The following is a 17,448-nucleotide window of genomic DNA, read 5'->3' on the forward strand; positions in this document are numbered from 1 at the left end:
TCAATTGGCTGAACGATTAATTACAGCTGATTTCATCCCAGAACCAATTCGATTGAACTGGGCTTTCCCAGACGCCAGGGCCGTTTTTAGCCACGAAGCACTTACCGTTATGTGTCACTTTATCGCCATTACTCACTTGGCTAACACCTGCTTGCCACGTAATAAATTCAGATGGATCGACAACCACTGGTGGCTCTGTCACAGGCGGTTCAACGGGTGTTGGGTCTACTGGTTCTGGATCGACAGGAGCAGGATCAACAGGCGTTGGATCTGTCACTACCGGTGGTGTTGGCTCACCTGCTACTAGTTTCCAAGGGCCACCGTTGGCAGGGTCATCCCCTTGTGTCCACCATTTCGCTTCGTAGGTTGCGCCGTTGTGAGTCACTTGGTCACCGGCGTTGTAAACCTTAGTCGCACTCCAGCCGTTACCACCTGGATCGGTTCCTGGGTCTACCGGATCAAGCTTATCGACCACCTTCACTTCAGGCCAACTTGCATGAGATCCATAGAAGTTAGTCACACACTTCTCGTAATCGCCCGGTACTAATGCAGAGTATGCAGTTTGGAAGCCGACTAACTCACACTCAAATGAGTAACCTTCTGGGCGATCTGCGTAGTATTTCCAGTTGCCATCCCAGTTGGTGTACAGCACATCTGTTGCGCCGTTGAGGTTCAAGCTTCCGTATGGCGTTTGCTGCCAACAGGTATTCTTTTCGTCTGCTTCAACAGGGATCTGGTAGTGGGCCGCTAAACCTTCCCAGTAACGAATGCGGTTAACCGGTTGGCCTTTGTCTTTATTCTGTTCACCACACTCAATACCACCGTTGATTACATTGATGGTGGTACCAAAGCCATAACCAATGCCTGCATCCAGTTCACGTTGAGATGGTGTCCAAGTACGATCAATAACATGCAGCATCGCTGGCTTCGGTGCTTGTGGCGTTAAGAAGAACCAAATAGCCGAAGCCAAGTTCAACCAAGAATCAGCAACTAACCCCGGATTATTCAGCAGCACGGTTGCATCACCATCGAACATTACTTCAGAGAAAGCGCCGTAGTTAAAGTGGTAAGAAAGCTGTTTTGCACCACGACCGAAATAACCCTGCCCTGCCGCACATGGCCAGCGTGCATTTTGCCAATCGTTCTGACCACAGCCAGTTGTGTAACCTTCTTGCCCTTCAGACCACCCCATTTCGCGAACATGTACCAGCGCTTGTTGCCACTCTTCTAAAGCCAACGGATTATCAGAAGTATTATCTATCGCGATGTGACCGCCCGTCTCTTGAGAGAAATGAGCAAAAGCCGTGATGATGGATTTCTTACAGATGGCGTCAGAATCACGGCCATCAGTGTACTCTCCACAAAACGCGGGGAATTTACCAATCGCGCGTAGGAAACGTGTGTAAGTGTATTCAGGCGCAGCCATCTGAGTAAGGAAATCCCATTCAGATTGAGGGAATACGCGCTCAACCCGCTTTACGTTCTCAGGGTTGGAAGATAAACCGGGTTCAATCGCTTCAACGATGGTGTTCGAACGAGTTTGCAGTGCCTGTGACCAGATCGCATACATAGGGTCCGAGGTTTTCGCTTGTTCAGCAGCCTGTAAAGCCGACTTCTCAATAAGGTAACCATTCGGGTTTTGCGGATCAGGTTGAATGTTCAAAGACGCATGACTTTGTGCTGCTAAAGTACAGCCCAATACTGTCGCCAAATATTTGATTTTTAACATGATGGATTCTCTTATCTGTCCTTAATAAGTCCATCAAAGAGTATGTGGCACGTGGGAAATAGCCTAGCTGTTGCGGTATGATTTTATAAAAAGTGCGAGTGATAGTTTTATGTATAGTTAAAGGTAACAATGCGTCTCATGCTTTCTTGAGCTGATATCTAGTTTCCAACTGATTTGGTTTCTTACACTCAATAAGCCGCCTTCAAACCACAACCATTGACTATACGGCGTGGAAAACAAAAAAGCCCCGAACTGAGTCCGGGGCTTTTAATAACTAAATCAAATAGCAGTTAAATCTCTAAGAGATTATTCCCACTCGATAGTTGCTGGTGGCTTACCAGAAATATCGTAAACAACACGTGAAATGCCGTTAACTTCGTTGATAATACGGTTAGATACCTTACCTAGGAAGTCGTATGGTAGGTGTGCCCAGTGAGCAGTCATGAAGTCGATCGTTTCTACAGCACGTAGAGATACAACCCAATCGTACTTACGGCCATCGCCCATTACGCCAACTGAACGTACTGGTAGGAATACCGTGAATGCTTGAGATACTTTGTGGTAAAGGTCAGCAGCGTGAAGCTCTTCAATGAAGATAGCATCTGCGCGACGCAGTAGATCACAGTACTCTTTCTTAATTTCGCCAAGAACACGAACACCTAGACCTGGACCCGGGAATGGGTGGCGGTAAAGCATGTTGTATGGAAGACCAAGTTCTAGACCGATCTTACGTACTTCATCTTTAAACAGCTCACGTAGAGGCTCAACAAGGCCCATTTCCATATCATCAGGAAGGCCACCAACGTTGTGGTGAGATTTGATTACGTGTGCTTTACCCGTCTTAGATGCAGCAGACTCGATTACGTCTGGGTAGATAGTACCTTGAGCAAGCCACTTAGCATTTGTCAGTTTCTTAGACTCTTCATCGAAGATATCTACGAATACGTGACCGATGATCTTACGCTTAGCTTCTGGTTCAGCTTCGCCTTTAAGCGCTTCTAGGAAACGATCTTCAGCGTCTACTTTGATGATGTTTAGACCAAACTTGTTGCCGAACATATCCATAACTTGCTCAGCTTCGTTCAGACGAAGTAGGCCGTTATCTACGAATACACACGTTAGTTTGTCACCAATAGCGCGGTGAGCAAGCATCGCAACTACTGATGAATCAACACCACCAGAAAGACCAAGGATAACTTCGTCGTCACCGACTTGCTCTTTAATACGTGCAACTGCATCTTCAATGATTGAAGCTGAAGTCCACAGACCTTCACAACCACAAACGTTAAGAACGAAGTTCTCAAGCATTTTCAGGCCGTTCTTAGTGTGTGTTACTTCTGGGTGGAATTGAACACCGAAGTATTTCTTCTCTTCGTTTGCCATTGCTGCGTATGGGCAAGTGTCTGTTTCAGCGATCTTTGTGAAATCAGATGGGATCTCAACCACTTTATCACCGTGGCTCATCCAAACATCTTGAGTAGACTCAAGGTCAGCGAACAGTGCTGATTCACCAGTCACTTGTACCGCTGCGTAGCCGAACTCACGCTCAGTAGACGTTGCTACTTTACCGCCAAGTTGCTCAGCCATAGTTTGCATGCCGTAGCAGATACCAAATACAGGAACACCTGAATCAAACACGTACTGAGGTGCACGTGGAGAGTTCTCTTCCGTTACACTTTCAGGGCCACCAGATAGGATGATACCGTCTGGATTGAATTCACGAATATCCGCTTCGTCTACGTCCCAGCTCCAAAGTTCACAGTAAACACCGATCTCACGAATACGACGAGCAACTAGCTGTGTGTATTGAGAACCGAAGTCTAGAATTAGAATACGTTGGTCATGAATATTTTTAGTCATTTTAAGCAGTCTTATTGGCTATGTGATCAAACGGAGGCGAGTTTACTCACCTCTGATTAACTCTTCAAGAAATAAAGCAAACGTTTTCGTTAGATATCTTTAACCTCGTGTTTTGAGAAAATCAGCCTTTCAGCAAAACAGACGGTAGATAAAATAATGTGCCGACTTAATCAGCACATTATTCAAACGTTTGGACGTATTATTAACCTAAACGGTAGTTAGGTGCTTCTTTAGTAATTTGAACATCGTGTACGTGAGATTCTTTCATGCCCGCACCAGAGATACGAACAAACTCAGCTTTAGTACGCATGTCTTCAATCGTCGCAGAACCTGTTAGGCCCATGCTTGAGCGTAGACCACCCATTTGTTGGTGAACGATCTCTTTTAGACGACCTTTGTATGCGATACGACCTTCAATACCTTCTGGAACAAGCTTGTCTGCAGCGTTGTCAGATTGGAAATAACGGTCAGAAGAACCTTGAGACATAGCGCCAAGAGAACCCATACCACGGTAAGACTTGTAAGAACGACCGTTGTAAAGGATAACCTCACCTGGTGCTTCTTCAGTACCTGCGAACATTGAACCAACCATCACACAAGATGCGCCAGCAACGATAGCTTTACAGATATCACCAGAGAAGCGGATACCGCCATCTGCGATTACTGGAATGCCGTATTCGTTTGCAACTTCCGCTGCGTCTGCGATTGCTGTTACTTGAGGAACACCAACACCAGTAACGATACGAGTTGTACAGATAGAACCAGGGCCGATACCAACTTTAACTGCACTTACACCCGCTTCGATAAGAGCACGAGCGCCAGCGCCAGTTGCTACGTTACCACCGATGATTTGTAGATCTGGGTATGCAGCGCGAGTTTCGCGGATACGGTTAAGTACGCCTTCAGAGTGACCGTGTGAAGAGTCGATAAGTAGAACGTCTACGCCAGCTTCAACAAGAGCAGCAACACGCTCTTCGTTACCAGCACCAGCACCAACAGCTGCACCTACACGTAGGCTGCCGCGCTCATCTTTACAAGCGTTTGGTTTACGTTCTGCTTTGTGGAAGTCTTTTGCAGTGATCATTCCTGTTAGTTGGAAGTCATCATTTACAACAAGTACTTTTTCAACACGTGCTTCGTGCATTTTCTCTTGAACTTCTTCGCGAGTTGCACCTTCTTTAACAGAAGCTAGACGCGACTTAGGCGTCATTACTACGTCAACTTTCTTAGAAAGGTCTGTTACAAAGCGAACGTCACGGCCAGTAATGATACCAACCAGTTCGTTTGTTTCAGTCACTACAGGGAAGCCAGCAAAACCGTGCTTCTCAGTCAGGGCAACAACGTCAGCAATCGTTGCGTCAGGGCTTACAGTTACAGGGTGAGAAACCACGCCTGCTTCGTAAATTTTAACCTGGCGAACCATTTCAGCTTGTTGCTCGATAGACATGTTCTTGTGGATAAAGCCAATGCCACCTTCTTGCGCGAGTGCGATAGCCAGACGAGCTTCCGTCACGGTATCCATCGACGCAGAAATCATAGGGATGTTCAGTGAAATGTTTTTAGTCAACTGAGTGCGAAGATCAGCTGTGTTTGGGAGAACAGTGGAGTGAGCTGGCACGAGTAGTACGTCATCGAATGTCAGCGCTTCTTTGGCAATTCTTAGCATTTGCAATATCTCACAATTGAGGAGTAGAAAGAAAAATCCGACTTCATCGTTTCGCATAATGAAGTGCTTTGGATTAGATATTGCGGAGGGATTATACGCACGGGGAAATCGCTTGGCTACACATTTTTGTATTTTTAATTTGCATTTACCCCCTTGATATGTATTATATTGCCGCTATCTTCCATACTCACGCCCTGTGAGATACTAAGAAAGACCTTCCTTCAAGGAAAGATAGCGCACCTATGACTAATCCAAACATCTTTACTGTTTCTCGCCTCAACTCAGAGGTTCGTCTCCTATTAGAAAACGAAATGGGAATAGTGTGGCTCGTTGGTGAAATCTCAAACTTCTCTGCACCTGTCTCTGGTCACTGGTACCTCACCCTTAAAGATTCTCGCGCTCAAGTTAAGTGCGCCATGTTTCGTGGCAATAACCGCCGAGTCACCTTTAGGCCTCAAAACGGTAATCAAGTATTAGTTAAAGCTCGCCTGTCTCTCTATGAGCCGCGTGGTGACTACCAACTTATCATCGAAAGCATGCAGCCAGAAGGTGACGGTAAACTTCAGCAAGAGTTTGAAAAGCTAAAGATGAACCTTGCTGCTGAAGGGCTATTTGCTCAATCGAGTAAACAAGCTCTTCCTGAGCACCCGAAGCGCGTTGGTGTTGTCACCTCTAAAACTGGCGCTGCACTGTTTGATATTCTGGATGTCTTGAAAAGACGCGATCCTTCGCTACCGGTTGTGGTTTACCCAACCATGGTTCAAGGCGAAGAGGCGGCGATTCAGATTGCCCAAGCGATTGGCCGTGCCAATGAGCGCAATGAGTGTGATGTGTTAATCGTGGGCCGTGGTGGCGGTTCGTTAGAAGACCTGTGGTGCTTCAACAACGAGATCGTTGCTCGCACTATTGCTGCAAGCCAGATTCCAATCATCAGCGCCGTCGGCCACGAAGTGGATGTCACTATCGCCGATTTCGTCGCAGATATGCGTGCTCCGACGCCATCAGCAGCCGCTGAATTGGTTAGCCGCGACAACAGTCATAAAGAGCAAGCTTTCGCTTCTAAACGTGCTCGCTTAGTGAGTGCGATTCGCCACGTACTAATCAAGCAAGCGCAGTCGACTCAAGCATTGAAACACCGCTTAGAAAGACAGCACCCTAGCTACCAACTGCAAAAGCAGAGCCAGCAGCTTGATGATCTAGACATGCGTCTGCGTCGCGGAATGACTCAATACCTAAAGCAGCATGCACAGCGTGTCGAACGTAAACAGCATCAGCTTCAATTGAACTCACCAGTGAAACGCTTGGGTGAACAAAAACTGCATCTGCAACGTTCAGAGCAAAAGCTATTAGATGCGATGGATAAAACACTGCTTACTACTCGCCACCAGCTAGCGATGGCTGCCGAGAAATTAGAGACCGTTAGTCCACTGGCAACCCTAAAGCGTGGTTACAGCATTACCCATTCAGAATCGAGCAAGACTGTGTCATCAATTAACGATGTCGAAGTCGGTGAAGTGATCACCACTCAAGTTGAAGATGGTGTGATTGAGTCTCAAGTGACCCAGAAAACGGCAAAAGCGTAAGCAGCTAATCTGCACTGTATTAGAAAGCCCTATCAGATTTGATAGGGCTTTTGCTTATGGGGGGAATAATCAGGAGCTACGAATAACTAGCTTGTCTTCTCTGGCTCTTTCAGAGTCAACATACCTTCGGTCACGATAAAATCGATGATGGTGTCTAGCCCTTTACTCTCTTTAAGATTGGTAAACACAAACGGCTTGGTTGGACGCATACGTTGCGTATCTTGCTCCATCACTTCTAGCGACGCGCCTACATAAGGTGCCAAATCGATCTTGTTAATCACCAACAGATCCGAACGTGTAATACCCGGGCCACCTTTACGTGGGATCTTCTCGCCTTCCGCCACATCGATAACATAGATAGTCAGGTCAGCAAGCTCTGGGCTGAACGTCGCACTCAGGTTATCGCCGCCACTTTCTACGAATACGACATCAAGGTTCTTATGCAGTTTTGCCAGCTCTTCAACTGCTGCAAGGTTCATCGACGCATCTTCACGAATCGCGGTGTGCGGGCAACCGCCCGTTTCCACACCGATAATACGGTCAGGTTCTAAAGCTTCAGCGCGGGTGAGGATCTTTGCATCTTCTTGGGTGTAGATGTCATTGGTCACGACCGCGATATTAAGCTTGTCGCGAATTGCTTTACACAGCACCTCAAGTAGCGCGGTTTTACCAGAGCCAACCGGGCCACCGATACCAATTCGAAGGGGTTGCTTATAACTTTCCATAGCCTTGTTCCTTATGTTCTTTCTACTATCTCGTACGCACTCAGCACTAGGAACGAAATAGTCGTGTGTATTGTGTTTCATGCAGCGAGCTCGCTAGTGCCATTGATGGCGAGAAGCTGCCCACCATCCAGTCTTCCATCGTGCGTGCTTTTTCAATCACTTCAGGAAAGGTGTTGGTGATATTAATCAGTGCTAACTGTCCATCTGTCTGCCCTAAAGGCACCAACTTGACGCCTGCAGTAACGATATTTTCAAGCCAGTTCCATAGGTAGCCCTGCTTGAGGCTTTCCAAATCAATGTTCCAATGTTGAGCCGCGATACACATTCCTAATAGCTGGTTTGGGTGGCTATCAATCGACTCCACTTCCGAAATATCGATCTCTAAGCGCTTTAGCAAGGTGTTTAACGCCAACCCACGCTGCTTTTCTTCTGCTCGTAATTCACTGGTTTCACGGCTTGAGTACAAGTAATTGCACCAATGCTCAATCTCATCGAGTTCACCTTTTTCTAGAGCATGATAAAGGCGCTCTAAGATGGGCAATTCCAAAGTCGCAACACTGGAACTGACGATGGTATTTAGCCACTGCTCCATGCTGCTACGATCAGTCACCCACCCCGCTTCCACTGCTAGCTCTAAACCTTGTGAGTAGGTGAAACCACCGATAGGCAGCGACGGACTTATCAATTGAAATAGGCGATAGCTCGCGACATTCGCTGTTGCTTGCATGCTTATCTCCTTTTGAGCAATTTAAGCCGCCATCAAAAACAGCGCACTCAACGAAGCAACACCCACTGAAGCCCACTTGGAATACAATGCTTTACCCGCGAAGTAGCCTGCGGCAATCAGACCAAATGCCGTGATACCCATACCCACAGCGAACTGCGCGAGGCCAGATGCTGCTTCAACGCCGTGTGCGTAACCGTGGAAGAAAAGGAAGCCGATTGAAACCGCTATTACAGTATTAACCTTGGTGGTAGACGGAGAGAACACGTGCCATAAGCACAGGCTAACCGCGAACAGAGAGGCGATGATTGCTGGCTCGACAACCACAGAGAAGCCCAACGCTTTACCGACTAATAGACCCGCCATAAGAGAGACAAGACCACCGCCAACCAAAGCGGATTTAACCTTATTTGAATAAGAGAGCGCACCAATTAGCATGCCAAATGCCACCAGCATAATAAGATGGTCAACGCCAGTTACTGGGTGCGTTAAGCCAGAGAGCAGTGAGTGAGAGCCATGGTCATGCCCCGGGTGAGCCAGAGCCAATGTTGGTGTTGTTAGCGAAGCGATTGTGAATGTTGTTAAGCCTGCTGCTGTTTTAAAGTTCATCGCGTAATCCTTGCGTTATTCTTATCGTTGTTGTGTTTATAAATTAATGTGTCTCAAATGACTCGATTAGTGATGGTGGTGATGACCGCCAGAGCGACCACCGTAAGCGCCTCCTTCAGGTTCAAAGGGTTGCTTTTCGGTGGTCACTGTCGCGCCTAAGCCTTCAACCATTTCATCTAGAACATGGTCATGCTGATAGCGAACCCAGCCCGCTTCTACTTGCAGGGGAACATGTCGGTTACCCAAGTGATAAGCTACGCGAGTCAGCAGATGCGCATCATCGCAGTACACAGTAGAGACGGTTTCCGGAGCTGCTTTGACTTCGACCGTTAAGCCACACTCACTAGTTAATTGCTCTCCGCCACGCAAAATATGACCACGTGGTAGAAACAGTCCTGCATCTCGACCGTCATCCAATGTCACCTTAAGGCGGCTTTTGATGCGACTATCGATCGGTAGGCTTAGAAAGCCATCTGGAGCCGTGTTCAACTCCACTTGAATTTGAGTAAGTTCAATCATGCTATTACCTCAATCTCCTTGTGAGATGTATAACGTTCAAAATATGAGCCCTCAGCCAAGAGCTAAAATAAGAGCCTTCAGCCGAGTTATTAAAATAGAAAATATCTTTGAGCCATTGGCAGTTCTTCAGCCGGCTCACACGTCAGCAGTTCACCATCAGCGCGCACTTGATACGTCTGAGAGTCGACTTCAATCTTCGGCATCCAGTCGTTCAGCTTCATGTCAGCCTTACTGATGTTTCGGCAGTTACTGACTACACCAATCAGGCTCTTTAGTCCCAACTGCTTATCGATGTTCTGTGCTTTGGCTTCCTTGGAAACAAATAGCATCGATGTGTTCTGACACGCCTTGCCATAGCTACCAAACATAGAGCGGTAGTGAACGGGCTGAGGTGTTGGGATAGAGGCATTAGGATCGCCCATCGGTGCCATCGCGATCATGCCACCTTTCAGAATCACACTTGGTTTGACACCAAAAAAAGCTGGTTTCCAAAGCACTAAATCTGCCAGCTTTCCTTCTTCAATCGAGCCGATTTCATGCGCCATGCCGTGCGTGATCGCTGGGTTGATGGTGTACTTTGCAATGTAGCGACGCAGACGGAAGTTATCACTGTAGTCGGAATCTTCTTTTAGGCTGCCACGCTGCACTTTCATCTTGTGTGCGGTTTGCCAAGTTCGAGTCACTACCTCGCCTACGCGCCCCATTGCTTGCGAGTCAGAAGCGATCATCGAAAAGGCACCTAAATCATGCAGAATGTCTTCGGCAGCAATGGTTTCACGGCGGATACGCGATTCAGCGAACGCGACATCTTCAGCAATAGACGGGGACAAGTGGTGACACACCATCAACATATCCAAATGCTCATCAACCGTATTGACGGTGTAAGGACGTGTCGGATTAGTAGAAGAAGGCAGAACGTTCGGCTCACCTGCAGCACGGATAATATCGGGAGCATGACCACCGCCCGCCCCTTCAGTGTGATAGGTATGAATCACGCGATCACCGATGGCGCCGAGTGTCGATTCAACAAAGCCTGACTCATTCAACGTGTCGGTGTGAATCGCAACTTGTACGTCAATCTCATCAGCAACACTCAAGCAAGTATCAATTGAAGCAGGTGTTGTTCCCCAGTCTTCGTGCAACTTCAAACCCACAGCGCCCGCTGCCACTTGCTCACGCAATGCTTCCGGTTGGCTAGCGTTGCCTTTCCCGAGTAAACCAAAGTTCATTGGGAATTGGTCGAGCGACTCCAACATACGGTGCATGTTCCACGGACCCGGTGTACAGGTCGTCGCATTAGTGCCTGTGTTTGGCCCAGTACCACCACCTATCATGGTGGTCACACCCGACGCCAGCGCCTCTTCAATCTGTTGTGGGCAGATAAAGTGAATGTGTGAATCGATACCGCCAGCAGTCAGGATCGAACCTTCACCTGCCAAAATTTCCGTGCCCGGGCCAATGACTATATCGACACCCGGCTGAACGTCTGGGTTGCCCGCTTTGCCTAAAGCTTGAACTCGGCCGTCTTTGATGGCGACATCGGCTTTTACGATGCCCCAATAGTCCAATACAATCGCATTGGTGATCACCAAGTCAGGTGTTTCGGCACTTGGACGCTGGCTTTGCCCCTGGCCATCACGGATCACTTTGCCGCCACCAAACTTCACTTCATCACCGTATACGGTGTAATCCTTTTCAACTTCTAGCCATAAATCGGTGTCAGCAAGACGCACTCGGTCACCGACTGTAGGCCCAAACATTTCGGCATAAGCCTGTTTGGATATCGTCGCCATGATCAATCCTTTGTTGTTTTAATTCTTTCTATGGGAGGCTTAGAGCTTGCCCATCACCTTTCCTTGGAAACCATAAATCTCTAACTTACCTGCGTAACGCACTAACTCGACGCTACGTGACTGTCCCGGTTCAAAACGAGTGGCAGTACCTGCAGGGATATTAAGTCGAAACCCTTTAGTGGCTTTTCGGTCAAAGATCAAAGAAGGGTTTACTTCATAGAAATGGTAATGAGAGCCAATTTGCACAGGACGGTCGCCAATGTTTTGCACCTTAACCGACGTCGTGTCTCGGCCTTCATTTAAAGTAATGTTGCCCGGAGCGGTTTCGACTTGCCCGGGAACTAAGCCTGAATATTGTTTGGTGGAACCAGCCATACTACTTCTCCCTAAACGATAGGTTCATGAACGGTCACCAATTTGGTGCCATCGGGAAAAGTCGCTTCGACTTGTACATCTGGGATCATGGAAGGGATCCCCTCCATAACGTCATCGACGGTTAGCAGTGTGCGTCCAAAATCCATCAGTTCCGAAACGGTTTTACCCTCGCGGGCACCTTCTAGAATGGCACTGCTGATCAGCGCAATAGATTCTGGATAGTTGAGTTTTAAGCCTTTTTGTTTTCGCTGCTGTGCCAGCATTCCTGCTCAGAAGATAAGTAGCTTATCTTTTTCTCTTGGTGTTAATTCCATTTAGCCGCCCGCTGTTAGTGTTGTTTTCTTATTGCTCAGAAATGCATGAGCAATAAGTGGGATTCAGTCACAGCAAGCTTGAAAAAATGTACCGAGGGCCGGAAGTCACCCTCGGTACAAATAGGGCTAATCGCTAAGTCGCCCAAATCCTCGGTAAATCAGGAGTCGTACCATACAAATGAGAGCGAGTTGCTTGCCATATCTGACCAAAGGCCTGGAGAATATCTTCACTCCAATTGCCCAAGGCTCGCACCACAATCAATCCTTCTATTTGTGTCGCGCCCAATATTAATGTGGGGTCACTCGACATTTTCGATGAGTCTGATTGCTGAGAAGCTTGCTGTGTAATAGATAAGAGCAAGCTCTGTACCAACTCTAAATCTTGCTTCTCATTTGAGGTGAGATAAAAGGTTCCCATCATAGAATAGTCAAGTAACCCCATATTTATCATCAACTTATCGCCACCGTGAAAATTAAACCCTTCCGTAAGAAGCCGTTGATTATCAAGATAGATTTCCGTTTTACCGACGAGGTGACCATGCTCAAATCCCTCATTCTGTGCAGGCCGTCCAAAACAGTGCATCTCCCACCCCCAAAACTGTGCACCCTTTTCTACGCGTATTTCAGTATCGAGTCGAACATGTGCATTGGGGAAAAAGATGTTCTCTTGCGGCATCCACTCCAAGTGAGCCCCTTTCTCCACATGTAAGGTTTGCTTCTGCTTGGCGTACTTGTTGTTGGAACGATAGAACTTGGTCGCACCAGGGGTGGTGATCAACGCATGAGCACCGTGCTCAAGGTTCACGTTAATATTGAGAGTGTCACCACCTACCACTCCGCCGGGGGGATGGAGTAAGTAGGTGTGACACGTTTCCCCATCAGGATACAGGGGGCGTTGCACCGCAAGCGGGCCTGACTGCTGACGATTCTTTAATACGGTTTTATCACCACGATCGACAAAGGTGAGATTTAAACTCGCTTGCCAACCATCACGAATATCTTTTTCGATGGTCTCATTCAAAGATAAAGCTTCAACTAAAGAAGCCTTGCTTACTTCATTTGGAGAAAAGAGAGAATTCATACGGTTAGGTACTCCTTAATCAAAGACTCATCGAGCCCTGTCATTTCACCTTCTGCCACCTGACGCCCACGGTCGAGAATACAAAAACGGTCACCGACCTTTCTTGCAAATGGTAGCTTCTGCTCAACCAACAATACCGTGAGCCCCATCCTCTCGTTGAGCATGCGAATGATGTCGCCAATCTCTTGCACAATATTGGGCTGAATACCTTCCGTCGGCTCATCTAAGATCAATAGCTTTGGATTCACCACTAGCGCACGCCCAATCGCTAGCTGTTGCTGCTGGCCACCCGATAAATCACCACCGCGACGATGTAGCATCTCTTTTAGTACCGGAAAAATATCGAAGATGAATTCTGGGATCTTACGGTCGCCTTTTTTACGAATCGGCAAACCGACATCTAGATTTTCTTGAACAGTGAGCATTGGGAAGATCTGGCGACCTTGCGGTACATAGCCGATCCCTTGGCGTGGGCGGTCCTCAGCATCGGTTTTCAAAAGTGACTCACCCGATAAAGAAATGTCACCACTTTCAACCTTCACCAACCCCATAATGCATTGCAGCAAGGTGGTTTTACCAACACCGTTACGCCCCATTAATACCGTGCATTTGCCCTCAGGGATCTGCATATCTAAGTCCCATAAGGTGTGGCTTTCACCGTAATATTGATTAACTGATTTAACCTCTAACATCCTATTCTCCGAGATAAACTTGTTTAACTTCAGGGTGAGCCTGTACTTGATCCATGGTGCCTTCTGCCAACACGTGACCTTGATGAAGCACGGTGACATGGCTAGCAATCGAACGAACGAAATCCATATCGTGTTCAACTACAACCACCGAGTGCTTACCTGCCAGCGAATTAAGAAGTTCAGAGGTGCGATCCATCTCTTGGTGAGTCATACCTGCAACGGGTTCATCCACCAGCAACAGCTTAGGGTTTTGCATCAATAACATACCAATCTCTAACCACTGCTTTTGTCCGTGAGACAGATTGCCCGCTAAATTTGCCGCTTCGTCTTTGAGGTGAATCAGCTCTAATACCGAGGTCAGTTTGTCTTTCTGCTCACCAGACATCACGGCAGTAAAAATGGCCCACACAGAGCGATCGCCCGCCATTGCCAACTCTAGGTTCTGCCACACGGTTAGACATTCAATAACGGTTGGCTTTTGGAACTTACGCCCAACGCCTGCATTAGCAATTTCAGCTTCATTCATCTTGAGTAGATTAATGTTAGAGCCGAGCCATACCTCTCCAGTATCTGGTTTAGTTTTGCCGGTGATGATGTCCATCATGGTGGTTTTACCTGCGCCATTAGGGCCGATGATGCAGCGCAGTTCGCCCTCTTTGATATAAAGATTAAGGTCGTTTATCGCTTGGAAACCATCGAAGTTCTTATTCACCCCTTCTACATACAGCAGCACGTTATGACGGGTATCGATGGCGGGATGAATATCGGGCTTAAGGTAATCGAAGACTTCATCTCGGCGAGTGAACGACTGAACCGATTCCTTCACGCTGTTTAACTTAGTCATGCGATCACCTCCTTGGTTTTATGCTGATCATCCTGATCTTGTCCTGCGTCTTTTGAATTCGATGCTTTGCGTAGCTGTTGCCACTTCTCACTGACAAAACCAATAACACCTTGTGGGAAGTACATGGTCGAAAGAACGAATAGACCACCGAGAGCAAATAACCACACCTCTGGGAACTCAACCGTAAACCAGCTCTTGGCGTAGTTGATGATCAGCGCACCGACAATGGCACCAAACAGAGTGGCCCGACCGCCCAATGCAACCCAAACCACAATCTCAATCGAGTTAAGCGGTGCAAACTCTCCTGGGTTGATAATGCCAACTTGAGGAACATATAAAGCACCAGCAATACTCGCGATAACAGCAGACAAAACAAAGACCCAAAGCTTAATGCCATCGACGTCGTAACCCATAAAGCGAGTGCGTGACTCGGTATCACGAATCGCCAGTGCCACACGCCCTAATCGACTGGTCACTACCATGCGACAGACGATGTAACTGAGAATGAGCGAGATGCCCGTCGCGACAAACAGACCAATCTTGACCGCATCACTCTGTAAACTCAGGCCGATGATGTCTTTGAAATCCGTCAACCCGTTGTTGCCACCAAAGCCCATCTCGTTGCGGAAGAACGCCAGCATCAAGGCGTAAGTTAATGCTTGAGTCATGATCGAAAGGTAAACACCAGACACGCGAGAGCGGAAAGCCAAATAACCGAACAAATAAGCCAATGCGCCCGGCACCAACACCACCATCAGACAAGCGAACCAGAACTGATCAAAGCCCTGCCAAAACCACGGCAACGCAGACCAATCAAGGAACACCATGAAATCAGGCAGGATAGGATCACCATAAACCCCACGGTCACCAATCTGACGCATCAGGTACATGCCCATGGCATAACCACCAAGTGCAAAGAAAGCGCCATGGCCTAGGCTCAGTATTCCGAGATAGCCCCATACAAGATCGAGTGCCAACGCCAACATTGCGTAGCTCAGGTATTTGCCCATCAGTGAGATAGTAAAAATCTCAACATGAAGTGGATGCCCACTTGGCAACATGGTGTTAGCCAGTGGGATAAGAATCACGGCTGCAAGAATGGCAAGGATGGTCAGTTGCCCACCTTTGTCACCACGCATCGCCGAAAGTACAAATGATTTAGACTGCATGATGTTATCCTTAACCTTCAGCCGCACGACCACGCTGCGGGAACAATCCGCGTGGGCGTTTTTGAATAAATAGAATGATGAAAATCAGTACTAAAATCTTGGCGAGTACAGCGCCAGCCCATGGTTCCAAGATCTTATTGAACAAACCAAGGCTTAAGCCTGCGACGAGTGTTCCCCACAAGTTGCCAACTCCGCCGAACACCACCACCATGAAAGAATCGATGATGTACGCCTGTCCCATATTCGGGCCAACGTTCGTCAGTTGAGACAGTGCAACACCCGCAACACCCGCAACGCCAGAACCTAAACCGAAGGTCAGCGCATCAACACGTTCAGAACGAATACCCATAGCACGCGCCATGCCACGGTTTTGAGAAACGGCACGTACCTGCAAGCCAAGTGGCGTTTTCTTAAGAACCATCAACAATCCCATAAACACCAAAGCACAGAAGAGGATGATATATAAGCGGTTGTAGGTCAGAGACAGCATTGGATTCAATTGCAATGCGCCAGACATCCATTCAGGTGTGCTCACTGAGCGGTTAAGTGGCGAGAAAATAGAGCGAACGGCTTGTTGCAAGATCAAGCTGATACCAAAGGTCGCGAGCAAGGTTTCCAGTGGGCGACCGTAAAGGTGGCGAATCACACTGCGCTCAATCGCTATGCCGACCAGACCAGATACAACAAATGCAGCCGGAATAGAGAGAATCAACGCTAAACCGATGTGATTCGGCATCAACAACTGCAATACATAGGTGGTGTATGCGCCAATCATTATCAGCTCGCCATGGGCCATGTTAATCACGCCCATTACGCCAAAGGTGATCGCCAAGCCTATACCTGCCAGCACTAATACCGAACCTAAACTCAAGCCGAAGAATACGGTCTCAACGCCCGAGTACAGTGCTTGGCTCTGTTGATAACTATCAAGAGCACGCTCTGCCGCAGCCAATACTTTTGGATCTTGCTCGCTGTTGAGCAGTTGGTTTAGCGTCCTTAGCACGACTGATTGTTTGAAGTCGCCAACTCGTTCAATTGAAGCCACACGAGCTTGTGTAGTAGCACTGCTATCCAGAGAAGTATAAATCGCGAGTGAGAGATCCATTAGTTCAGCGACCTTAGTCTCGGGCTCATTTGCTCTCAGCTCAGACAGGCGGTTAATGATATCGGCATCTTTGGTTCCCAATAGATCAGAGACCGCCTGATAACGCACATCTGGATTACTACTGTTTAAGCCAATCGAGGCAATTTCACCACGTAAGATCCCGCGAAGCTTGTTGTTCACGCGAACCTTTTTAAACTGTTTAGCATTCTCGATATTCAGCGTCGAATCATCCCATACCGACTGAGCTGACGTCGCTGTTTTGATACTTTGAATGAGGTAGAGCTGTTTGTACTGCTCGCTTTGTTTATCATTGAAGTAATAGAGATTACCGTTTAACCAGCCATCCAAAATAGGTTTCGACACGTCTTCCGTTTGTGCTTCAATGACCCAATCGATAGCCAATTCTTTATCTGATGTTTTCTTACCAACTAGCGCCTTGGTAAAGCTAGCTTCATCCGTTATTCCGGCAAAAGCCAACTGAGCACTGACAGCCATAAGCAGTAGCGCCTTGAATACGTTCAATAGGTTTTTCATCCCTGCTTCCTTAATCCATCGAGCTAGATATTGTTATTTTTGCTCAGTGAACATGTGGAGAATTATTGTTAGTTGAAATGATGAGCCTTCCGTTTGCTTCACCTCTTAAGCAGAGGCGCTCTTCCC

At 47.6% G+C, this 17,448-nt stretch carries 16 protein-coding genes; 1 reads left to right on the plus strand and 15 read right to left on the minus strand.

Translation table 11 applies throughout. The annotated features are described in order from the left end of the window. Nucleotides 1–16 precede the first annotated feature (16 nt). The 3 genes from L1D11_RS05885 to guaB all read right to left on the minus strand — a co-directional run bounded on the left by L1D11_RS05885 (nucleotide 17) and on the right by guaB (nucleotide 5,255). Entirely contained in the window at nucleotides 17–1,729 is a 1,713-nt protein-coding gene (locus tag L1D11_RS05885) for a chitinase (RefSeq protein WP_171730906.1), read from the minus strand. A 306-nt stretch (nucleotides 1,730–2,035) separates the two neighbouring features. Continuing rightward, complete coding sequence (guaA, locus tag L1D11_RS05890) at nucleotides 2,036–3,589, minus strand: glutamine-hydrolyzing GMP synthase (protein WP_239833194.1); 1,554 nt, start codon at nucleotides 3,587–3,589, stop codon at nucleotides 2,036–2,038. A gap of 202 nt (nucleotides 3,590–3,791) precedes the next feature. Further along, a complete protein-coding gene (gene guaB, locus L1D11_RS05895) occupies nucleotides 3,792–5,255 on the minus strand; it encodes an IMP dehydrogenase (protein ID WP_061033280.1) in 1,464 nt (487 codons plus the stop codon). A 242-nt stretch (nucleotides 5,256–5,497) separates the two neighbouring features. Between guaB and xseA the strand changes: the two genes are divergently transcribed. Continuing rightward, a complete protein-coding gene (gene xseA, locus L1D11_RS05900) occupies nucleotides 5,498–6,838 on the plus strand; it encodes an exodeoxyribonuclease VII large subunit (RefSeq protein ID WP_239833193.1) in 1,341 nt (446 codons plus the stop codon). A gap of 86 nt (nucleotides 6,839–6,924) precedes the next feature. On the opposite strand, the gene ureG is transcribed toward xseA, so the two are convergent. The 12 genes from ureG to urtB form a co-directional block, all read right to left on the minus strand. Further along, entirely contained in the window at nucleotides 6,925–7,563 is a 639-nt protein-coding gene (gene ureG / locus L1D11_RS05905; RefSeq protein ID WP_008222792.1) for an urease accessory protein UreG, read from the minus strand. A gap of 46 nt (nucleotides 7,564–7,609) precedes the next feature. Then, on the minus strand, nucleotides 7,610–8,290 hold the full coding sequence (locus tag L1D11_RS05910) for an urease accessory UreF family protein (RefSeq protein WP_239833192.1): 681 nt from the start codon (nucleotides 8,288–8,290) through the stop codon (nucleotides 7,610–7,612). A gap of 21 nt (nucleotides 8,291–8,311) precedes the next feature. Then, complete coding sequence (locus L1D11_RS05915; RefSeq protein WP_239833191.1) at nucleotides 8,312–8,896, minus strand: HupE/UreJ family protein; 585 nt, start codon at nucleotides 8,894–8,896, stop codon at nucleotides 8,312–8,314. Nucleotides 8,897–8,962: 66 nt separating this feature from the next. Further along, on the minus strand, nucleotides 8,963–9,415 hold the full coding sequence (gene ureE / locus L1D11_RS05920) for an urease accessory protein UreE (RefSeq protein WP_239833190.1): 453 nt from the start codon (nucleotides 9,413–9,415) through the stop codon (nucleotides 8,963–8,965). An 89-nt stretch (nucleotides 9,416–9,504) separates the two neighbouring features. After that, nucleotides 9,505–11,208: an urease subunit alpha gene (gene ureC / locus L1D11_RS05925; RefSeq protein WP_239833189.1), complete on the minus strand. Its 1,704-nt coding sequence runs from the start codon at nucleotides 11,206–11,208 to the stop codon at nucleotides 9,505–9,507. 39 nt (nucleotides 11,209–11,247) lie between these two features. Next, entirely contained in the window at nucleotides 11,248–11,583 is a 336-nt protein-coding gene (locus tag L1D11_RS05930; protein WP_239833188.1) for an urease subunit beta, read from the minus strand. Nucleotides 11,584–11,594: 11 nt separating this feature from the next. Then, nucleotides 11,595–11,846, minus strand: coding sequence for an urease subunit gamma (gene ureA / locus L1D11_RS05935; protein WP_239833187.1), 252 nt, complete (start codon nucleotides 11,844–11,846; stop codon nucleotides 11,595–11,597). Between the two features lie 184 nt (nucleotides 11,847–12,030). Continuing rightward, nucleotides 12,031–12,978 carry an urease accessory protein UreD gene (locus L1D11_RS05940; RefSeq protein WP_239833186.1) on the minus strand — a complete coding sequence of 316 codons (948 nt, stop codon included), beginning with the start codon at nucleotides 12,976–12,978 and terminating at the stop codon, nucleotides 12,031–12,033. Continuing rightward, nucleotides 12,975–13,670, minus strand: a complete 696-nt coding sequence (gene urtE, locus L1D11_RS05945; protein ID WP_239833185.1) for an urea ABC transporter ATP-binding subunit UrtE — start codon at nucleotides 13,668–13,670, stop codon at nucleotides 12,975–12,977. Before urtE ends, L1D11_RS05940 begins: the two co-directional genes overlap by 4 nt. Nucleotide 13,671: 1 nt before the next feature. Further along, nucleotides 13,672–14,514: an urea ABC transporter ATP-binding protein UrtD gene (gene urtD / locus L1D11_RS05950; RefSeq protein ID WP_239833184.1), complete on the minus strand. Its 843-nt coding sequence runs from the start codon at nucleotides 14,512–14,514 to the stop codon at nucleotides 13,672–13,674. Continuing rightward, nucleotides 14,511–15,683, minus strand: a complete 1,173-nt coding sequence (urtC, locus tag L1D11_RS05955) for an urea ABC transporter permease subunit UrtC (RefSeq protein WP_239833183.1) — start codon at nucleotides 15,681–15,683, stop codon at nucleotides 14,511–14,513. Before urtC ends, urtD begins: the two co-directional genes overlap by 4 nt. A 10-nt stretch (nucleotides 15,684–15,693) precedes the next feature. Continuing rightward, a complete protein-coding gene (gene urtB / locus L1D11_RS05960) occupies nucleotides 15,694–17,322 on the minus strand; it encodes an urea ABC transporter permease subunit UrtB (RefSeq protein WP_239833182.1) in 1,629 nt (542 codons plus the stop codon). Nucleotides 17,323–17,448: the final 126 nt, after the last annotated feature.

Origin of the sequence: Vibrio sp. Isolate32 (genome assembly GCF_022397955.1) — a bacterium.
Taxonomy (GTDB): domain Bacteria; phylum Pseudomonadota; class Gammaproteobacteria; order Enterobacterales; family Vibrionaceae; genus Vibrio.

Excerpts from the sequence above, each read along its gene's own strand:
- guaA (WP_239833194.1), bottom strand. The coding sequence starts at position 3,589 with ATGACTAAAAATATTCATGACCAACGTATTCTAATTCTAGACTTCGGT.
- guaB (WP_061033280.1), bottom strand. The coding sequence starts at position 5,255 with ATGCTAAGAATTGCCAAAGAAGCGCTGACATTCGATGACGTACTACTC.
- L1D11_RS05915 (WP_239833191.1), bottom strand. The coding sequence starts at position 8,896 with ATGAACTTTAAAACAGCAGCAGGCTTAACAACATTCACAATCGCTTCG.
- L1D11_RS05910 (WP_239833192.1), bottom strand. The coding sequence starts at position 8,290 with ATGCAAGCAACAGCGAATGTCGCGAGCTATCGCCTATTTCAATTGATA.
- L1D11_RS05940 (WP_239833186.1), bottom strand. The coding sequence starts at position 12,978 with ATGAATTCTCTCTTTTCTCCAAATGAAGTAAGCAAGGCTTCTTTAGTT.
- ureE (WP_239833190.1), bottom strand. The coding sequence starts at position 9,415 with ATGATTGAACTTACTCAAATTCAAGTGGAGTTGAACACGGCTCCAGAT.
- urtB (WP_239833182.1), bottom strand. The coding sequence starts at position 17,322 with ATGAAAAACCTATTGAACGTATTCAAGGCGCTACTGCTTATGGCTGTC.
- L1D11_RS05885 (WP_171730906.1), bottom strand. The coding sequence starts at position 1,729 with ATGTTAAAAATCAAATATTTGGCGACAGTATTGGGCTGTACTTTAGCA.
- ureA (WP_239833187.1), bottom strand. The coding sequence starts at position 11,846 with ATGCTGGCACAGCAGCGAAAACAAAAAGGCTTAAAACTCAACTATCCA.
- urtC (WP_239833183.1), bottom strand. The coding sequence starts at position 15,683 with ATGCAGTCTAAATCATTTGTACTTTCGGCGATGCGTGGTGACAAAGGT.
- L1D11_RS05930 (WP_239833188.1), bottom strand. The coding sequence starts at position 11,583 with ATGGCTGGTTCCACCAAACAATATTCAGGCTTAGTTCCCGGGCAAGTC.
- xseA (WP_239833193.1), top strand. The coding sequence starts at position 5,498 with ATGACTAATCCAAACATCTTTACTGTTTCTCGCCTCAACTCAGAGGTT.
- urtD (WP_239833184.1), bottom strand. The coding sequence starts at position 14,514 with ATGACTAAGTTAAACAGCGTGAAGGAATCGGTTCAGTCGTTCACTCGC.
- ureG (WP_008222792.1), bottom strand. The coding sequence starts at position 7,563 with ATGGAAAGTTATAAGCAACCCCTTCGAATTGGTATCGGTGGCCCGGTT.
- ureC (WP_239833189.1), bottom strand. The coding sequence starts at position 11,208 with ATGGCGACGATATCCAAACAGGCTTATGCCGAAATGTTTGGGCCTACA.
- urtE (WP_239833185.1), bottom strand. The coding sequence starts at position 13,670 with ATGTTAGAGGTTAAATCAGTTAATCAATATTACGGTGAAAGCCACACC.